Below are 16,468 nucleotides of genomic sequence, written 5' to 3' on the forward strand. Positions count from 1 at the left end.
GACTACCTCCCGAGCGCGGCCGGATCCAGCAGCCGCTCGACGTACTTGGCGACGAGATCGGTCTCGAGGTTCACGCCGTCGCCGGGCTGGCGGGCGCCGAGCGTGGTGACCGCGAGCGTGTGCGGGATCAGCGCGACCTCGAAGCGGTCGTCGGCGACGGCGGTGACGGTGAGGCTGACGCCGTCGACGGTCACCGATCCCTTCTCGACGACGTGGCGGAGGAGGCCCGGCGTGGCCGCGACCGTGAGGCGGACGGAGCCGTCCCGCTCGGCGGCGCGGCCGGCCACGGTCCCGACCCCGTCGACGTGGCCCTGGACGAGGTGCCCGCCGAGCCGGTCGGCCAGCCGGACCGGCCGCTCGAGGTTCACGGGGTCGCCGGGCTCGAGCCCGCCGAGGGTGCTGCGGTCGAGGGTCTCGGGGGCCAGGTCGACGGCGAAGCCGGCGTCGTCGACCTCGACGACGGTGAGGCAGCAGCCGTTCACCGCGATCGAGGCGCCGACGGTGGCGTCGGCGACGACGGCCCGGGCCTCGACCTCGAGCCGGGCCGGCCCGTCGCGGCGAAGTCCGCGCACCCGGCCGAGCTCCTCGACGATGCCGGTGAACATCAGCTCGCCTCGGCGGGCTGGTACTGGAGCCGGACGTCGTCGCCGAGGCGCACCACGTCGGTGAGGGCGAGGCGGGGCGCGGCCGCGATCGAGGCTGGGCCCGGCCACGCCAGCGCCGGCCGGCCGTCGGCGCCGAGGAGGGTGGCGCCGACGTAGACGACGAGCCGGTCGACGAGGCCGGCCTCGAGGAGGGCGCCGTGCAGGGTGGCGCCGCCCTCGACGAGGGCTTGGAGGACGCCGTGGCGGCCGAGGAGGCTCAGGGTCTCGGTGAGGTCGACCCCGCCGTCGCCCGGCTCCACCGCCTCGACCTTCGCGCCGGCGGCGCGCCAGCCGTCGACGGTCGGCGACGGGGCCGCCGCCGTCGTCACGACGAGGGTCGGGGCGAGCGCCGGGTCGAAGAGGGGACCGAGGGCGGGCACGCGCCCCCGGGCGTCGAGCACGACCCGCAGCGGCGGGCGGGGCGGGGCCGCGGCGTCCCGGACGGTGAGCTGGGGCTCGTCGGCGATGGCGGTGCCGGCGCCGACGACCACGGCCTGGGAGTCGGCCCGCAGCTCGTGGGCGTCGGCCCGGGCCGCCGGGCCGGTGATCCAGCGGGCGCTGCCGTCGGGCGCGGCCGAGCGGCCGTCGACGCTGAGGGCGGTCTTCGCCACGCAGAAGGCGCGGCCGGTGCGGCGGTGGTGGAGGTAGGGGGCGAGCGACCGTCGGGCGTCGGCGGCGCCGAGCCCGAGCTCGACGTCGACGCCGGCGCGCCGCAGCGCCGCCAGGCCCCGGCCCTGCACCTGCGGGTCGGGGTCCTCGAGGGCGACGACGACCCGGCGGACGCCGGCGCCGAGGAGCGCGTCGGTGCACGGCGGGGTGCGCCCGTGGTGGCCGCACGGCTCGAGGGTCACGTAGGCGGTGGCGCCCCGGGCCCGGTCGCCGGCGGCGGCGACGGCGGCGGCCTCGGCGTGGGCGCCGCCGGGCGGCCGGGTGGCCCCCTCGCCGACGACGACCCCGTCGGCGACGAGGACGCAGCCCACCCACGGGTTCGGGGACGTCCGGCGGCGCACGTCGTCGCCGAGGGCGATCGCCCGGGCCATCAGGTCGGCCTCGTGCACCGCTGGTCCCTTCCGTCCCCGGGGCGGGGGCGAGAGGCGGCGCGCGCCGACCGTGCGCCCTCTCCCATCCGGACTGTGACCGTCGGCCCCGGCTTCGCACCGGATCGGCACCACGACGGGCGGCCGTGGGCTCGCGGGCTCCCGGCGGGCGGCCCGTGCCGCCCGTCGGCTACCGCCGGTCGGGACTTGCACCCAAACCCCGAGGGCTGTCCCCCGCAGCGTACCCGGTTCCGGACAAAAATGGAACGTGTTCTAGGTCTCAGTGGGGGTGGCCACCGGCGAGCAGCTCGAGGGCGTGGGGCAGCGCCCCGAGCACGGCCTCGAGGCACTCGACCGCGCCGCCGGCCGAGCCGGGGAGGTTGCAGACCAGGGCCGCCCCCACCGTCCCGCAGACGCCACGGGCCAGCATCCCGAGCCCCCGGTCGTCGGCGTCGCTGGCGCGGCGCATGGCCTCGGCGAGCCCGGGCGCCTCCCGGTCCAGGACCCGGCGGGTGCCCTCGGGCGTGCGGTCGCGGGGGCCGAACCCGGTGCCGCCGGTGGTGACGACGAGGCCGGCGAACCCGGCGGTGAGCTCGGTGAGCGCGGCGGCGACGGCGTCGTCGCCGTCGGGGACGACGCGCCGGTCGACGACCGTGAAGCCCGCCTGCGCCAGCCGCGCCGCCAGGGCCGCCCCGGAGCGGTCCTCGCGGGTGCCGTCGGCGACGCCGTCGGAGACGGTGAGGACCTTCGCCGCGAGCGTCACGCCGCGCTCGGCCACGCCGCGGCGCGGAGCGCCCGCGCCGCCGCGAGCGGGTCGGGGGCGCCGAAGATGGCGCTGCCGGCCACGAGGACGTCGACCCCGGCGGCGGCGGCGAGCGGCGCGGTGGCCTCGTGGATGCCGCCGTCGATCTCGATCTCGACCGGGAGCCCGGCGTCGTCGATGGCGCGCCGCGCCGCCCGCACCTTCTCGAGCGCGGCCGGGATGAAGTCCTGACCGCCGAAGCCCGGGTGGACGCTCATCACGAGGAGCAGGTCGACCTCGGGCAGGTACGGCGCGGCGAGCTCGAACGGCGTCTCGGGGTTGATGACGAGGCCGACGCCCATCGACCGGCGCCGCAGCTCCGCGAACAGCGGGCGCGGGTCGCCGAGCTCGAGGTGCACGATGCACCGGTCGGCGCCGGCGTCGGCGAAGTCGGCGAGCAGGTCGCCCGGGTTGTCGACCATCAGGTGGCAGTCGAGGAAGAGGTCGGTGTGTCGGCGCAGCGCCGCGACCACCGGTGGCCCGATGGTGAGGTTCGGGACGAAGTGCCCGTCCATCACGTCGACGTGGAGCAGGTCGGCCTCGGGGGTGACGCGAGTGACCTCCTCGCCGAGCCGCGCGAAGTCCGCCGACAGGATCGAGGGCGCCAGCTTGCGGCTCACGGCCGGGACGCTATCGCCCGCCCTCGCCGCTCCCCCATGAGCGGGCGCGGTCACCGCACCGGCGCGTCGACGCGTTCGACGACGAGCACGAACATGCCGTCGGTGTCGGCGTCCTGGGGCAGGAGGAGGGCGCCGGGTCCCGCCGGTCGCCACGGCGGGCCGGGTGGCTCGACGACCCGCACCGCGCCCCCGAGGGCGTCGAGCACCCGCGCCGCCACGCCGACGGTCTCGGCCGCGGTGAGGGTGCACACCGAGTACACGAGGCGCCCGCCGGGCCGGACCGCGGCCGCGGCCGCGAGCACGAGCGCGGCCTGGAGCTCGGTGAGGGCCGCCGCCGGCGCCTCGGTCCGCCACCGGGCCTCGGGGCGGCGGCGGAGCACGCCGAGCCCCGAGCAGGGCGCGTCGACGAGGGCCCGGTCGATCGTGGCCGGCGCGACGGGCAGGGCCCGCCCGTCGGCGAGGACGGGCCGGACGGCCGGGAGGCCGAGCCGGCGGGCGGCGGGCCCGACCTGGCCCAGCCGCCCCGGGTGGCGATCGACGGCCACCACGACGCCCGCCCCGACCCGCTCGCCGAGCCCGGTGGCCTTCCCGCCCGGGGCGGCGGCCACGTCGAGCACCCGGTCCCCCGGCTGGGCCTCGACCATCGCGACGACGGTCTGGCTGGCCTGGTCCTGCGGGGTCGCCCGCCCCTCGCGCACGGCCGGGAGCGCGGCCGGGTCGCCGGCGCCGCGCACGGCGACCGCGTCGGGGACGAGGCCGCCGCGGGTGACCGTCGCCCCGCCGGCGGCGAGCTCGGCCGCGAGGTCGTCGGGGTCGGTGCGGGCGCGGTTCGGGCGCAGCCAGACGAGCGGCGCCTCGTTCTGCGCCGCCAGCGCGGCGCGCGCGTCCGGCTCGCCGAGGTCGGCGGTGAGGCGCGCCACGATCCAGTCCGGGTACGAGAGGGCCTCGGCGAAGCTGGCCGGCGCGGGCGGGGGCGCGGCGGCGACGGCGCGGAGCACCGCGTTCACGTAGCCGCGGGCCCGGCCCGGCGCGGCGGCCACGGTCTCGCCGACGGCGGCGTGGGGCGCCACGCCGGACAGGAGCTGGTAGGCGCCGAGCCGCAGGAGCGCCCGGACCGGCGGGTCGACGTCGTCGAGCGGCCGACGCGTGTGCGGCGCGAGGACGGCGTCGACCCGGCGACGCGCGCGCAAGGTGCCGTAGACGAGGTCGGTGGCGAAGGCCCGGTCGCGGGCGTCGAGGTCGGTGCGCCGCAGCGCGGCCGGCAGCACGAGGTTCGAGTAGGCGCCGCCGTCGACCCGCACGAGCACGTCGCGCGCGACGGCGCGGGCGGTGGTCACGCCACCGGGAGCGAGAGCCGCCGCCGCCGGTACCCGGCGAGCCAGGCGTCGCCGCCGATCGGGCGGCGACCCTCGGGCTGGACCTCGTCGAGCCCGAGGCGGCCCGACGCCGTGCGGAGCGCCGCGCCCGGCCACACCACGTCGTACGGCGGCCCGGGCGCGGCGCCGCCGGCCTCGGCGTGGGCGCGGAGCACCTTCACGCGGCGTCCGTCCACGAGCATCCACGCCCCGGGCCGCGGGTTGCCGGCGCGCACGACCCGGACCAGCTCCTCGGGAGGTCGCGCCGGGTCGAGGTGGAACTCCTCGACGGTGAGCTTCTCGGCGTACGTCGGCTCGCCGCGCTGCGGCGTCGGCTCGACGCCCGGCAGCCGGCCGAGCACGTCGACGAGCACGGGCGTGCCGAGCGCCACGAGGCGGTCGGTGAGCGCGCCGGCGGTCTCGTGCTCGCCGATCGCGGTGCGCACCACGCGGTACACGGGGCCGGTGTCGAGGCCGGCGTCGATGCGCATCACCGAGACGCCGGTCTCGCGGTCACCGGCGAGGATGGCCCGCGGCACCGGCGCCGCGCCGCGCCAGCGCGGGAGCACCGAGAGGTGCAGGTTCAGGAGGCCGAGCGGGACGGCCAGGAGCAGCGGCGGCGGGAGCAGCTGCCCGAAGGCCGCGACGACCCCGGCCTCGACGCCGGCGGCGGCCAGCTCGTCGGTGACCTCGCGGGCCCGGCCCGGGGTCCGGACCGAGAGCCCGAGCTCGAGCGCGGCGGCGTGGACGGGGCTCGGCTCCCGGGCCCCGCCCCGGCCGCGTCGACGCTCGGGCTGGGTGACGACGAGCACGACGTCGTGACCGGCGTCGTGGACGGCCCGCAACACCGGGACCGCGGCCGCGGGCGTGCCGAAGAAGGCGACGCGCACGCGGCGGCGCTCAGAGCCGGTGGGCGCCCCCGACGGGGGCGACGTCGTCGAACGCGCGTGTCCGCAGCTCGCGCAGCGCCGCCTTGCGGGTGTCGGGGTCGACCCGGTCGAGGACGAGGACGCCGTCGAGGTGGTCGATCTCGTGCTGGATGAGCCGGCCCATCAGCTCGTCGCCCTCGATGACGACCTCGCGGCCGTCGAGGTCGAGGCCCCGGACCGTCACCACCTTCGGCCGCACGAGCTCGAACTGCAGGCCGGGCACGGACAGGCAGCCCTCGTCGTAGAGCCACTCGCCCTGGGCGTCCACGATCTCGGGGTTCACCAGGACGCCCGACCCGACGGCGTCGGCGCCGCGCGCCGAGAGCTCCTCGACGTCGTAGGTGTAGAGGCGCTTCTGGACGCCGACCTGGGGGGCGGCGAGGCCGATGCCCCGCGCCTCGCGCATGGTGGCGAGCATCGTGGCCGCGAGCCGGGCGAGGTCCCCGTTCAGGTCCGTGACCTCGCGCGCCCGCTGCCGGAGCACCGGGTCGCCGAAGGTGCGGATGGGGAACGTCGTCACCACGTCAGGCTACCAGTCGCCTCGCGGATCAGACCCGCTGCGGATCGACGTCGACGCGCAGCCGACCGAGCGCGCGCGCGGGCGCGAGGTCGGTCGCGGCGAGCGCGTCCGCGAGCGCGGCGCTCGACCGCGCGCGCACGAGCGCCTGGCCGTCGACGGGGCCGCGCACCTCGACGCGCTCGCGCAGCGCGTCGACGGCGGCCTCGACCGCGGCCGCGGACCCCGCGACGACGGCGAGGCCCCCGAACGGGGGCAGGCCGAGCGCCTGGCGGCGGGCGGCCTCGGCGCGCACGAGCGGCATCGGGTCGCCGGTGCGCGCGGCGACGAGGACCTCGTGGTCCGGCACCCGGGTCTGGACGAGGAGCCGGCCGCCCGACCGGGGGTCGCCGAGCCGGCGGGCGCCGCGCACGAGGAGCCACAGGGCCTGCTCGGCGGCGCGGAACCGCGGGGCGAGCAGCTCCTGGTCGGCGTCGAGGTAGGCGACGAGGCGCACCGGCGGCGCGCCGGCCCCGGGGCGGAGCGCGGCCTCGGTGCCCACCACGACGTCGGCGTCGGGGTCGGGGGTCGTGCCCGCCTCGGCCACGCTGACCCGGGCCCGCGGGAGCAGCGCCGCGAGGTCGTCGCGGAGTCGGCGCACCCCCGGCCGGGCCGGCCGCAGGTCGGCGGCGCCGCAGGCCGCGCACACCGCCGGCCGGGCGGTGTCGTCGCGGGGGCAGACGAGGTCGGCGGCGCGCTCGGCCATAGCGGCGCCGCAGGCCTCGCAGCGGGCGACCTCGCCGCACTGCCGGCAGACCAGGAGCCGGGCCCGGCCGCGGCGGTTCAGGACGCACACGGCGCGACCGCCGTCCTGCCGGGCCTGGCGCAGCGCGGCCGCGAGGTGCTCGCCGAGCAGGCCGAGGCCGGGCGGCTCGGCGCGCCGGTCGACGACGTCGAGGATCGGCCACCCCCGCCGCGGGGAGCCGAGCGCGGGGAGGGTGGGCGGCGCGCTGGCCGCGACCGCCTCGACGGTCGGCGCCGGCGTCACGACCGTCGCGCGCGCGCCGGCCCGCTCGGCCCGCTCGAGGAGCACGTCCCGGGCGTGCCACGTCGGGGCCCGCTCGTCGGTCAGGGCCTCGTCGGCGTCGTCGAGCACGATCACGCCGGCGAGGTCGGGCACCGGCGCGAAGGCGGCGACCCGCCCGCCGACGACGACGCAGGCGCCCCGGCGCGCCTCGCGCCAGGCCGCCGCCCGAGCGGCCGGGGGCGCGTCGCCGTGCAGCGCCACGACGGGCCGGCCGGTGGCGGTGACGGCCGCGGCGAGCGCGGCGCGCTCGGCCCGGTCGGGCGCGACGAGGATCGTCGAGCCCTCGAGGGCGAGGAGCGAGGCCACGAGCTCGGCCCGGGGCCGGGCCGGCGGCCAGACGATGAGGCGCCGGCGCTCGTCGGGCACGGGCACCGGGGTCGGGACGGGCGGGTGCACGGCGACGTCCGGCGACGCCGGGACCTCGGCGAGGGCCACGACCCGCGGCGGCGACGCGGCGCGCAGGAGCGCGGCGCGTGGCCCCGCCCAGCGCCAGGCCGCCCACTGGCAGACCTCGACGAGCTCGGGGGGCGGCCCGGCCGACACGACCGCGCGCACGGCGCGGAGCTGCTCGGGCGGCACCTCGGGCTCGGCGGCGACGCCGAGGAGCCAGCCCCGGACCCGCCGGCCGTGCAGGTCGACCCGCAGCACCGTCCCGACCGGCACCGGCCCGTCGCCGTCGGGCCGGGCCCAGTAGTCGAAGGCGCGGTCGACCGCGGCGACGTCGGGGAGGACCCGCCAGACGGCCCCGGTCACGGGGCGACGCGGCTCAGGCGAGGGCTTTGGCGGCGGCGCGGAGCTCGTCGGCCTGGTCCGTGCGCTCCCACGTGAACGTGGGCTCGGCCCGCCCGAAGTGCCCGTAGGCAGCGGTGCGCCGGAAGATGGGGCGGCGCAGCGACAGCGCCTCGATGATCGCGGCCGGCCGCAGGTCGAAGTGCTCCTGGACGAGCGCCGGGAGCTTGGCGGGGTCGATCTCGGCGGTGCCGAAGGTCTCGACCATCACCGACACGGGCCGGGCGACGCCGATGGCGTAGGCCACCTGCACCTCGCAGCGGCGGGCGATGCCGGCGGCGACGATGTTCTTCGCCGCGTGGCGCACCGCGTACGCGGCCGAGCGGTCGACCTTCGTGGGGTCCTTGCCGCTGAAGGCGCCGCCGCCGTGCCGGGCCATGCCGCCGTAGGTGTCGACGATGATCTTGCGGCCGGTCAGCCCGCAGTCGGCGTGCGGGCCGCCGACCTCGAAGTTGCCGGTCGGGTTGGCGAGCACCTCGAAGTCGTCGTCGGCGAACCGGGGCGGCAGCAGCGGCCGGATCACGTGCTCGAGGAGGTTCGGCTTCAGGGTGGTGTCGATGTCGACGCCGGGCCCGGTCTGCGTGGAGATCAGCACGCACGAGAGCCGCTTCGGCTCGCCGCCCTCGTACTCGACCGTGACCTGGGTCTTCCCATCCGGTCGCAGGTACGGCAGGGTGCCGGCCTTGCGGACCTCGCTGAGCCGGTGCGCGAGCCGGTGGGCGAGCCAGATCGGCATCGGCATGAGGTCGTCGGTCTCGTCGCAGGCGTACCCGAACATCATCCCCTGGTCGCCGGCGCCGATCTCGTCGTAGAGGTCGCCGGCGCCCGCCTTCAGCTCCGCCGCCTTGTCGACGCCCATGGCGATGTCGGGCGACTGCTCGTCGATCGAGGTGATGACGGCGCACGTGTTGCCGTCGAACCCGTAGGCGTCGCGGTCGTAGCCGATGCTGCGGACGGTGTCGCGCACGACGCGGGGGATGTCGACGTAGGCGTGGGTGCTGATCTCCCCGGCGACGACGACGAGCCCGGTGGTGGCCATGCTCTCGCAGGCGACCCGGCCGTGGGGGTCGTCCTCGAACACGGCGTCCAGCACCGCGTCGCTGATCTGGTCGCACATCTTGTCGGGGTGGCCTTCCGTCACCGACTCGGACGTGAAGGTGAAGCGGTCGCTCACGGGTTCCTCGCTCGTGGCCCTCGCTGCTCGAGCAGGTCCCGCACGCGGTCGAGGACCGTGGCCGCGAGCGTCGTCTTCGGCAGGAGCGGGAGCTCCTCGACCGATCCGTCCGAGTCCAGCAGGATCGCCCGGTTGGTGTCGACCTCGAACCCGGCGTCGGCGGCGGACACGTCGTTCCCGACCACGAGGTCGAGGCGCTTCGCCGCCAGCTTCTCGGCGGCGCGCGCCCGGAGCTGCTCGGTCTCGGCCGCGAAGCCGACGAGGACCTGGCCCCGCTTGGCGGCGCCGAGGGCGGCGAGGATGTCGGGGGTGGGCTCGAGGAGCAGCTCGGGGACGCCGTCCTGCTTCTTCAGCTTCTCGGCCGCGGGGGCCTTCGGCCGGAAGTCGGCGACGGCGGCGGCCATGACGACGGCGTCGACGTCGTCGTAGCGGCCGAGGACGGCCTCGGCCATCTCCTCGGCGGTCGTGACCGGGACCACCTCGACGCCGGCGGCGGCGGCGCGGTCGCTGGTGGTGACGAGGGTGACCCGGGCGCCGCGGCGGGCGGCGGCGGCGGCGACGGCGTGGCCCATCTTCCCGGAGGACCGGTTCCCGAGGTACCGGACCGGGTCGATGGCCTCCCGGGTGCCGCCGGCGGTGACGAGGACGCGCACCCCGACCAGGTCGGCGGGCCCGGCGAGGATCCGGGCCGCGGCGGCGACGATGTCGGCCGGGTCGGCGAGCCGGCCCGGGCCCGCGTCGCCGCCGGCGAGGGGCCCGACCGCGGGCCCGACGAGCTCGACGCCGCGCCCGGCGAGCGTGGCGACGTTGGCGCGCACGGCCGGGTGCTCCCACATCTCGGTGTGCATGGCCGGCGCCAGCAGCACCGGGGCTCGGGTGGCGAGGAGGGTGGCGGTGAGCAGGTCGTCGCCGACGCCGGCCGCGTGCTTGGCCAGGAGGGTGGCGGTGGCGGGCGCCACGAGGACGAGGTCGGCCCGGCGGCCGAGGTGGGTGTGGGGCATCGGCTCGGGCGCGTCGAAGAGGTCGAGGCGGGCCGGCTCGGAGGCGAGGGCGGTGAAGGTGAGGGGCCCGACGAAGCGTCGGGCGTCGGCGGTGAGGACGGGGGCGACGTGGGCGCCGGCGTCGACGAGCTGGCGGCAGACGTCGACGGCCTTGTAGGCGGCGATGCCCCCGGTGACGCCGAGGACGACGAACCGTCCGGCCAGGGCGGCGCGGGCGTCCGGTTGCGGGGTCATGGGGGCGCGCCGGGGGCCGGGCGCGGCGCTACTCCGCGGTGGGCTCGGAGGGCTCGGGCTCGGCGCTCGCCTCGACGCCCTCGGGCTCCTCGGGGGGGAGCGGGACGGCCTCGATCTTGCCGGCCTCGATCTCCTCGAGCGAGATCGTGAGCGGCTTGCGGGACACCGAGGTCACCTGGGGCGGGACGATCTTGCCGAGGCCCTCACCGAGCTGGTTGTAGTAGTCGTTGATCTCCCGGGCGCGCTTGGCGGCCAGGGTCACGAGCGTGAACTTGGAGCCGACCCGGTCGAGGAGGTACTCCATGCGGGGCTCCATGAGCGAGGCCCGTCGTTCGGCCATGCGGACTCCAAGCGCGCTGGAAGGGCGGGGGGAACCGGCCGGGTGGGGGCCCGGCGGCCCACCATGGTAGCGCAGGGGTCAGCGGGCTCGGCGGCGAGCCTCGAAGCGGCGGACGACGTCGTCGACGGCGGTGGCGAGGTCGTCGTTCACGACCACGGCGTCGAAGCGGTCGGCGAGGCGCTCCTCGGCGTCGGCCTCCTCAAGGCGCCGCTCGAGCGCCGCGGGGGTCGCGCCCGGGTCGCGCCGTCGGAGCCGCTCCCGCTGCTCGGCCCGGCTCGGGGCCCGCACGAACACGACGTACGCGTCGGGGAGCTGCTCGCGGATGGCGAGGGCGCCCTGGACGTCGGCCTCGACGAGCACGTCGTCACCGGCGGCGAGGCGCTCCTCGATCGGGCCTCGGGGGGTGCCCTTCAGGTCGCCGTAGACCTCGAACCACTCGAGGAACCCGCCGGCGTCGCGCAGGGCCTCGAACTCGGCCCGGGACAGGAACCGGTAGTCGCGGCCGTCGACCTCGTCGGGTCGGCGGGGCCGGTCGGTGGCCGACACCGAGAACCACAGGTCGGGCTCGCGGCGGAGCAGCTCCCGGTAGATCGTGGTCTTCCCGGCGCCGGAGGGGCCGGTGATGACGAAGAGGACGCTCAGTGGACCCGGTCGAAGTGGTCGATGAGCCTCCGCTTCTGGTTGGGGCCGAGGCCCCGGAGCCGCCGGCTCTCGCTGATGTCGAGCTCCTGCATGAGCCGGCGGGCCTTCACCTTGCCGGTGTGGGGCATCGCCTCGAGCATGCTGACGACCTTCAGCTTGCCGAGCACCTCGTCCCGCTCGCTGCGCCGGAACAGCTCGGTCAGGGAGAGCCGCTTCGCCTTCAGCTCCTCCTTCACCGCCGCCCGCTGCCGCCGGGCCTCGGCCGCCTTTTCGAGCGCGGCGCGGCGCTGGTCGGGGCTGAGGCTGGGTGGCAGTGACATCGGTGACCTCCGCGGGGCCGGCGGCGCCGGCGAGCATAGCTAGCGGTCGCCGCGCCGGCCTGGGGTCGCGCGCTCCGACAGCGCCGCGTCGACCTCGTCGAGCACCAGCGTCGCGGCGCGCTCGGGGTCGGCGGCCGCGCTCACCGCTCGTCCGATGAGGATCCACTCGGCACCGGCGCGCACGGCGTCGCCCGGCGTCGCGACGCGCGCCTGGTCCTGGACCGGGTCGGCGCCGAGCCGGATGCCCGGCACCATCGGCGCCAGGCCGAGGCGGCGCGCCGCGCCGGCCTCGGCGGCCGCGCACACGACGCCGCCGCAGCCGGCGGCGCGGGCGAGCTCGAGCCGGGCCGGGGCGGCGCTGGCGTCGGGCTCGCTCGTCAGGACGGTCACGGCCAGCGCCACCGGCGGCGGGTGGCCGCCGGCCTGGGCCCCCTCGGCGAGGCCGGCGACGCCGGCCCGCAGCATGTCGAGGCCCCCGACGGCGTGGAGGTTCACGAGCTCGGCGCCGCGCCGGCCGAGGGCCCGCGCCGCCCGCCCGACCGTGGTCGGGATGTCGAGCAGCTTCAGGTCGACGAAGACGGCGTAGCCCTCGTCGTGGAGGGCGTCGATCGCGGCGGGGCCGGCGGCGGCGAACAGCTCGTAGCCGACCTTCGCGGTCGCGAACCACGGCGCGAACCGGCGGGCGCGAGCGAGCGCGTCGTCGAGGTCGTCGGTGTCGAGGACGAGGGCCAGGTGGTCGCGGGCGTCGCTCACGGGTTCTCCTCTCGGTCGGGTGGACGCAGGGCGCCGGTGAGGTCGGCGACGCGGTCGACGCCGCGGCGCCGGCACCAGGCCTCGAGCTCGTCGAGGACGTGGACGGGCGCGCGCGGGTCGAGGAACGTCGCCGTGCCGACACCGACCGCGGCCGCGCCGGCGAGGAGCAGCTCGGCGGCGTCGAGCCCGGTGCTCACGCCGCCGGTGCCGACGATCGGGATCCCCGGGTGCTCGCGGGCGACCTCGTAGACGGCGCGCAGCGCGATCGGCTTCAGCGCCGGCCCCGACAGGCCGCCGGGCCCGGCGCCGAGGGCCGGGCGCCGGGCGTCGGCGTCGACGACCAGCGCGCGCGCGGTGTTCACGAGGGTGAGCCCGTCGGCGCCGGCGTCGAGGGCGGCGGCGGCGATGGCGGGCAGGTCGGCGACGTCGGGGGCCAGCTTGGCGAGGACCGGGAGGCCGAGCCCGGCGGCGGCGACCGCGCCGACGGCGGCGGCGGTCATGGCGGGGTCGTGGGCGAACGGGCGGCCGTGCTCGGCGAGGTTCGGGCAGCTGACGTTGACCTCCACCGCCACGAGCTCCGCGGCCACGGGTCGGAGCGCGTCGGCGCCACGGGCGAAGTCGGCCACGGCGTGGCCCCAGAGGGAGGCGATGACGCGCGCGCCGTGACCCCGGAGCGCGGGCAGGTCGTAGGCGACCCAGTGGTCGATCCCGGGTCCCTGGAGCCCGACCGAGTTCAGGAGCCCGACGCTCGTCGGGGCGAGGCGGGGCGGCGGGTTGCCGGGCCAGGCGAACGGGGCCTGCGACTTGGCCGTGACCGCCCCGAGACGGGACGGGTCGCAGCGGCCCGCCACCTCGTCGCCGTGCCCGAAGGTGCCCGAGGCGGCCACGATCGGGTTCGGCAGCTCGAGGGCGCCGAGCCGCACCCGCAGGTCGACGGTCACGTCAGACGTCGAGGCGCAGCTGCGCCTGCCGGTGGTGCTCCTGGAGGGGTCGGACCTGCGGGTCGTGGGCGGCCCGCTCGGTGATCCCGGCCGCGGCGGCGACGGCGCCGGCGACGGTCGTGATGCACGCCACCCGGTGCCGGGTGGCGGCGCGCCGGATCTCGTCCCCGTCGGCGCGCGGGCCGCGGCCCTGGGGCGTGTTCACGACGAGGTCCACCTTCCGGGAGGCGATGAGGTCGATGGCGTCGACGCCGGTCTGCTCCCCCACCTTCGCCACGACCGTGTCGACGCGCAGGCCGTCGGCCTCGAGCGCGGCGGCGGTCCCGGTGGTGGCCGCGAGCCGGAAGCCGAGGTCGGCGAAGCGGCGCGCCGCCGGCAGGGCCGCGGCCTTGTCCCGGTCGGCGAGCGAGAGGAACACGGTGCCGCTGGCCGGCAGCCGGTTGCCCGCCGCGGCCTGGCTCTTGGCGAAGGCGAGGCCGAAGGAGCGGTCGATGCCCATGACCTCGCCGGTGGAGCGCATCTCGGGGCCGAGGACGGTGTCGACGTCGGGGAACCGCTCGAACGGCAGCACCGCCTCCTTCACGGCCACGTGGCCGAGCCCGGCGACCGCCTGCACGAGCCCCTCGGCGCGCAGCTCGGCCAGCGTGGCCCCGACCATGACCCGCGCCGCCGCCTTCGCCAGCGGGACGCCGGTGGCCTTGCTGACGAACGGGACGGTGCGGCTGGCCCGCGGGTTCGCCTCCAGGACGTACACCGAGCCGTCCTTCACCGCGTACTGCACGTTCAGGAGGCCGAGGACGTCGAGGGCGTCGGCGAGGGCCCGGGTGTGGGCCTCGATGACGCCGAGCACGGGCCCGGGGAGGGTGGCCGGCGGGATGGCGCACGCCGAGTCGCCGGAGTGCACGCCGGCCTGCTCGATGTGCTCGAGGATGCCGCCGACGAGCACCTCGCCGGTGGCGTCCCGGAGGGCGTCGACGTCGACCTCGACCGCGTCCTCGAGGAACCGGTCGATGAGCGCCGGCCGCTCGGCCGAGAGACCGCCCTCGCGGCCGAGGCTCCCGGACGCGGCCAGCTCGCCCATCGCCGCCGCCAGCTCGGCGTCGTCGTAGACGATCCGCATGGCCCGGCCCCCGAGCACGTACGAGGGCCGGACGAGCACCGGGTAGCCGAGCGCGGCGGCGACGGCGGCGGCGGCGGCGGGGGTGGCGGCGGTGCCCCCGGCGGGCTGGGGGATGCCGAGCTCGGCGCAGAGGGCGTTGAACCGCTCCCGGTCCTCGGCCAGGTCGATGGACGCGGCGCTGGTGCCCAGCACCGGGATGCCGGCGGCCTCGAGCTCGGGCGCCAGCTTCAGCGGCGTCTGGCCGCCCAGGCTCACGACGACGCCGGCGAGCTCGCCGGCGCGCCCGAGGGCGGCGCAGAGGTTCCGCACGTCCTCGGGGTAGAGGGGCTCGAAGAACAGCCGGTCGCTGGTGTCGTAGTCGGTCGAGACCGTCTCGGGGTTGCAGTTCACCATCACGGTCTCGTAGCCGGCGTCGGAGAGCGCGAAGGCGGCGTGGACGCAGCAGTAGTCGAACTCGACCCCCTGGCCGATCCGGTTCGGGCCGCTGCCGAGGATCACGACCGCGGGCCGGGCCAGCGGCGCGACCTCGTCCTCGTCCTCGTAGGTGCCGTAGTGGTAGGGGGTGTCGGCGGCGAACTCGGCCGCGCAGGTGTCGACGGTCTTGTAGGTGACGGCGACGCCGGCGTCGAGCCGGGCCTGGCGGACCGTCGCCGCCCCGACGCCCCAGAGGTGCGCGAGCTGGTCGTCGGCGAACCCCAGCCGCTTCGCCGCCCGCCACTCGCGGCGGCTCAGCGCGCCGGGCGTGCGCGCCGCCAGCGCGACCCGGGCGTCGGCGACCCGCGCCACCTGGTCGAGGAACCACGGGTCGATGCCCGTCACCTCGTGGAGGCGGGCGGCGGGGACGCCGCGCCGGAGCGCGGCCTCGAGGAGGAAGACCCGCTCGGGGGTGGGCGTGGCGGCGCGGCGGACGAGCTCGTCGGTCGCCAGGTCGGCGAGCGGCGCCTCGCCGGCGTCGGCGTTCAGCCCCTTCCGGCCGGTCTCGAGGCCGCGGATCGCCTTCTGGAGCGACTCGGGGAAGGTGCGGCCGATCGCCATCACCTCGCCGACCGACTGCATCTGGGTAGTGAGCACCGGCGCCGCCCCCGGCAGCTTCTCGAACGCCCACCGCGGCACCTTCGTGACCACGTAGTCGATCGTGGGCTCGAACGACGCCGGCGTCTCGCCGGTGATGTCGTTGCGGATCTCGTCGAGGCGGTAGCCGACGGCGAGGCAGGCCGCGATCTTGGCGATCGGGAACCCGGTGGCCTTGCTGGCGAGCGCGCTGGACCGGGACACCCGGGGGTTCATCTCGATCACGACCATCTCGCCGGTGGCCGGGTCGACCGCGAACTGGATGTTCGACCCGCCGGTGTCGACGCCGATGCGCCGGATGCAGGCGAAGGCGGCGTCGCGCATGCGCTGGTACTCGACGTCGGTGAGGGTCTGGGCCGGCGCGACGGTGATCGAGTCCCCGGTGTGGACGCCCATCGGGTCGAGGTTCTCGATCGAGCAGACGACCACGGCGTTGTCGGCGTGGTCGCGCATGACCTCGAGCTCGTACTCCTTCCAGCCCCGCACGGACCGCTCGACGAGGATCTCGCCGACCGGGCTGAGGGCCAGGCCCCGCTCGGCGACGGCGGCCAGCGTCTCGTCGTCGGTCGCGAAGCCGGTCCCGCCGCCGCCGAGGATGAACGACGGCCGCACGACGACCGGGTAGCCGACGTCGGCGGCGACCGTGACCGCCTCGTCGGTCGCGTACGCGAGCCCCGAGCGCGGCACGCCGAGCCCGATCTCCAGCATGGCGGCCTTGAACCGGGACCGGTCCTCGGCGGTGTGGATGGCGTCGACGCTGGCCCCGATCAGCGACACGTCGAACTCGTCGAGGACGCCGGCGTCGAAGAGGGCGACGGCGAGGTTCAGGGCGGTCTGGCCGCCGAGGGTGGGCAGCAGCGCGTCGGGGCGCTCCCGCTCGATCACCCGGGCCACGGTCTCGACGTCGAGCGGCTCGATGTAGGTGGCGTCGGCGAACTCGGGGTCGGTCATGATCGTGGCCGGGTTCGAGTTCACGAGCACGACCCGGTAGCCCTCGCGTCGCAGCACCCGGCAGGCCTGGGTGCCGGAGTAGTCGAACTCGCAGGCCTGCCCGATGACGATCGGGCCGCTGCCGAGCAGGAGGATCGTGTGCAGGTCGTCGCGGCGGGGCAC

General features: G+C 77.4%; 16 protein-coding genes. All 16 read right to left on the minus strand.

Translation table 11 applies throughout. The annotated features are described in order from the left end of the window. Nucleotides 1-2 precede the first annotated feature (2 nt). The 16 genes from VG869_12010 to carB all read right to left on the minus strand — a co-directional run bounded on the left by VG869_12010 (nucleotide 3) and on the right by carB (nucleotide 16,468). Nucleotides 3-605 (minus strand): riboflavin synthase, encoded by a 603-nt coding sequence (locus VG869_12010; GenBank protein ID HEV3451917.1) that lies wholly within the window; start codon nucleotides 603-605, stop codon nucleotides 3-5. Further along, complete coding sequence (gene ribD / locus VG869_12015) at nucleotides 605-1,702, minus strand: bifunctional diaminohydroxyphosphoribosylaminopyrimidine deaminase/5-amino-6-(5-phosphoribosylamino)uracil reductase RibD (GenBank protein ID HEV3451918.1); 1,098 nt, start codon at nucleotides 1,700-1,702, stop codon at nucleotides 605-607. The genes VG869_12010 and ribD overlap by 1 nt, the downstream gene beginning before the upstream one ends. A 259-nt stretch (nucleotides 1,703-1,961) precedes the next feature. Next, nucleotides 1,962-2,444 carry a MogA/MoaB family molybdenum cofactor biosynthesis protein gene (locus tag VG869_12020; GenBank protein ID HEV3451919.1) on the minus strand — a complete coding sequence of 161 codons (483 nt, stop codon included), beginning with the start codon at nucleotides 2,442-2,444 and terminating at the stop codon, nucleotides 1,962-1,964. After that, nucleotides 2,441-3,103 carry a ribulose-phosphate 3-epimerase gene (rpe, locus tag VG869_12025; protein ID HEV3451920.1) on the minus strand — a complete coding sequence of 221 codons (663 nt, stop codon included), beginning with the start codon at nucleotides 3,101-3,103 and terminating at the stop codon, nucleotides 2,441-2,443. Before rpe ends, VG869_12020 begins: the two co-directional genes overlap by 4 nt. A gap of 50 nt (nucleotides 3,104-3,153) precedes the next feature. Then, nucleotides 3,154-4,440, minus strand: coding sequence for a transcription antitermination factor NusB (locus VG869_12030; GenBank protein HEV3451921.1), 1,287 nt, complete (start codon nucleotides 4,438-4,440; stop codon nucleotides 3,154-3,156). Then, the gene (locus tag VG869_12035) at nucleotides 4,437-5,348 is read right to left on the minus strand and encodes a methionyl-tRNA formyltransferase (protein HEV3451922.1); all 912 of its coding nucleotides are present in this window, start codon (nucleotides 5,346-5,348) and stop codon (nucleotides 4,437-4,439) included. The genes VG869_12030 and VG869_12035 overlap by 4 nt, the downstream gene beginning before the upstream one ends. A 10-nt stretch (nucleotides 5,349-5,358) precedes the next feature. Then, on the minus strand, nucleotides 5,359-5,907 hold the full coding sequence (def, locus tag VG869_12040; GenBank protein HEV3451923.1) for a peptide deformylase: 549 nt from the start codon (nucleotides 5,905-5,907) through the stop codon (nucleotides 5,359-5,361). Between the two features lie 28 nt (nucleotides 5,908-5,935). Then, nucleotides 5,936-7,723 carry a hypothetical protein gene (locus VG869_12045; GenBank protein HEV3451924.1) on the minus strand — a complete coding sequence of 596 codons (1,788 nt, stop codon included), beginning with the start codon at nucleotides 7,721-7,723 and terminating at the stop codon, nucleotides 5,936-5,938. Nucleotides 7,724-7,736: 13 nt separating this feature from the next. Continuing rightward, nucleotides 7,737-8,933 (minus strand): methionine adenosyltransferase, encoded by a 1,197-nt coding sequence (gene metK, locus VG869_12050; protein ID HEV3451925.1) that lies wholly within the window; start codon nucleotides 8,931-8,933, stop codon nucleotides 7,737-7,739. Further along, nucleotides 8,930-10,168 carry a bifunctional phosphopantothenoylcysteine decarboxylase/phosphopantothenate--cysteine ligase CoaBC gene (gene coaBC / locus VG869_12055; protein ID HEV3451926.1) on the minus strand — a complete coding sequence of 413 codons (1,239 nt, stop codon included), beginning with the start codon at nucleotides 10,166-10,168 and terminating at the stop codon, nucleotides 8,930-8,932. The genes metK and coaBC overlap by 4 nt, the downstream gene beginning before the upstream one ends. 28 nt (nucleotides 10,169-10,196) lie before the next feature. Then, nucleotides 10,197-10,508, minus strand: a complete 312-nt coding sequence (gene rpoZ, locus VG869_12060; GenBank protein HEV3451927.1) for a DNA-directed RNA polymerase subunit omega — start codon at nucleotides 10,506-10,508, stop codon at nucleotides 10,197-10,199. 78 nt (nucleotides 10,509-10,586) lie between these two features. Beyond that, the gene (gene gmk / locus VG869_12065; GenBank protein ID HEV3451928.1) at nucleotides 10,587-11,150 is read right to left on the minus strand and encodes a guanylate kinase; all 564 of its coding nucleotides are present in this window, start codon (nucleotides 11,148-11,150) and stop codon (nucleotides 10,587-10,589) included. Beyond that, nucleotides 11,147-11,470: an integration host factor, actinobacterial type gene (gene mihF / locus VG869_12070; GenBank protein ID HEV3451929.1), complete on the minus strand. Its 324-nt coding sequence runs from the start codon at nucleotides 11,468-11,470 to the stop codon at nucleotides 11,147-11,149. Before mihF ends, gmk begins: the two co-directional genes overlap by 4 nt. A gap of 39 nt (nucleotides 11,471-11,509) precedes the next feature. Then, nucleotides 11,510-12,223 (minus strand): orotidine-5'-phosphate decarboxylase, encoded by a 714-nt coding sequence (pyrF, locus tag VG869_12075; protein HEV3451930.1) that lies wholly within the window; start codon nucleotides 12,221-12,223, stop codon nucleotides 11,510-11,512. After that, nucleotides 12,220-13,164 carry a dihydroorotate dehydrogenase gene (locus VG869_12080; protein ID HEV3451931.1) on the minus strand — a complete coding sequence of 315 codons (945 nt, stop codon included), beginning with the start codon at nucleotides 13,162-13,164 and terminating at the stop codon, nucleotides 12,220-12,222. Before VG869_12080 ends, pyrF begins: the two co-directional genes overlap by 4 nt. A 1-nt stretch (nucleotide 13,165) precedes the next feature. Continuing rightward, nucleotides 13,166-16,468 carry a carbamoyl-phosphate synthase large subunit gene (gene carB / locus VG869_12085; protein ID HEV3451932.1) on the minus strand — a complete coding sequence of 1,101 codons (3,303 nt, stop codon included), beginning with the start codon at nucleotides 16,466-16,468 and terminating at the stop codon, nucleotides 13,166-13,168.

It is taken from the genome of Acidimicrobiia bacterium (assembly GCA_035948415.1).
In the GTDB taxonomy this organism is placed as follows: Bacteria; Actinomycetota; Acidimicrobiia; order IMCC26256; family PALSA-555; genus PALSA-555.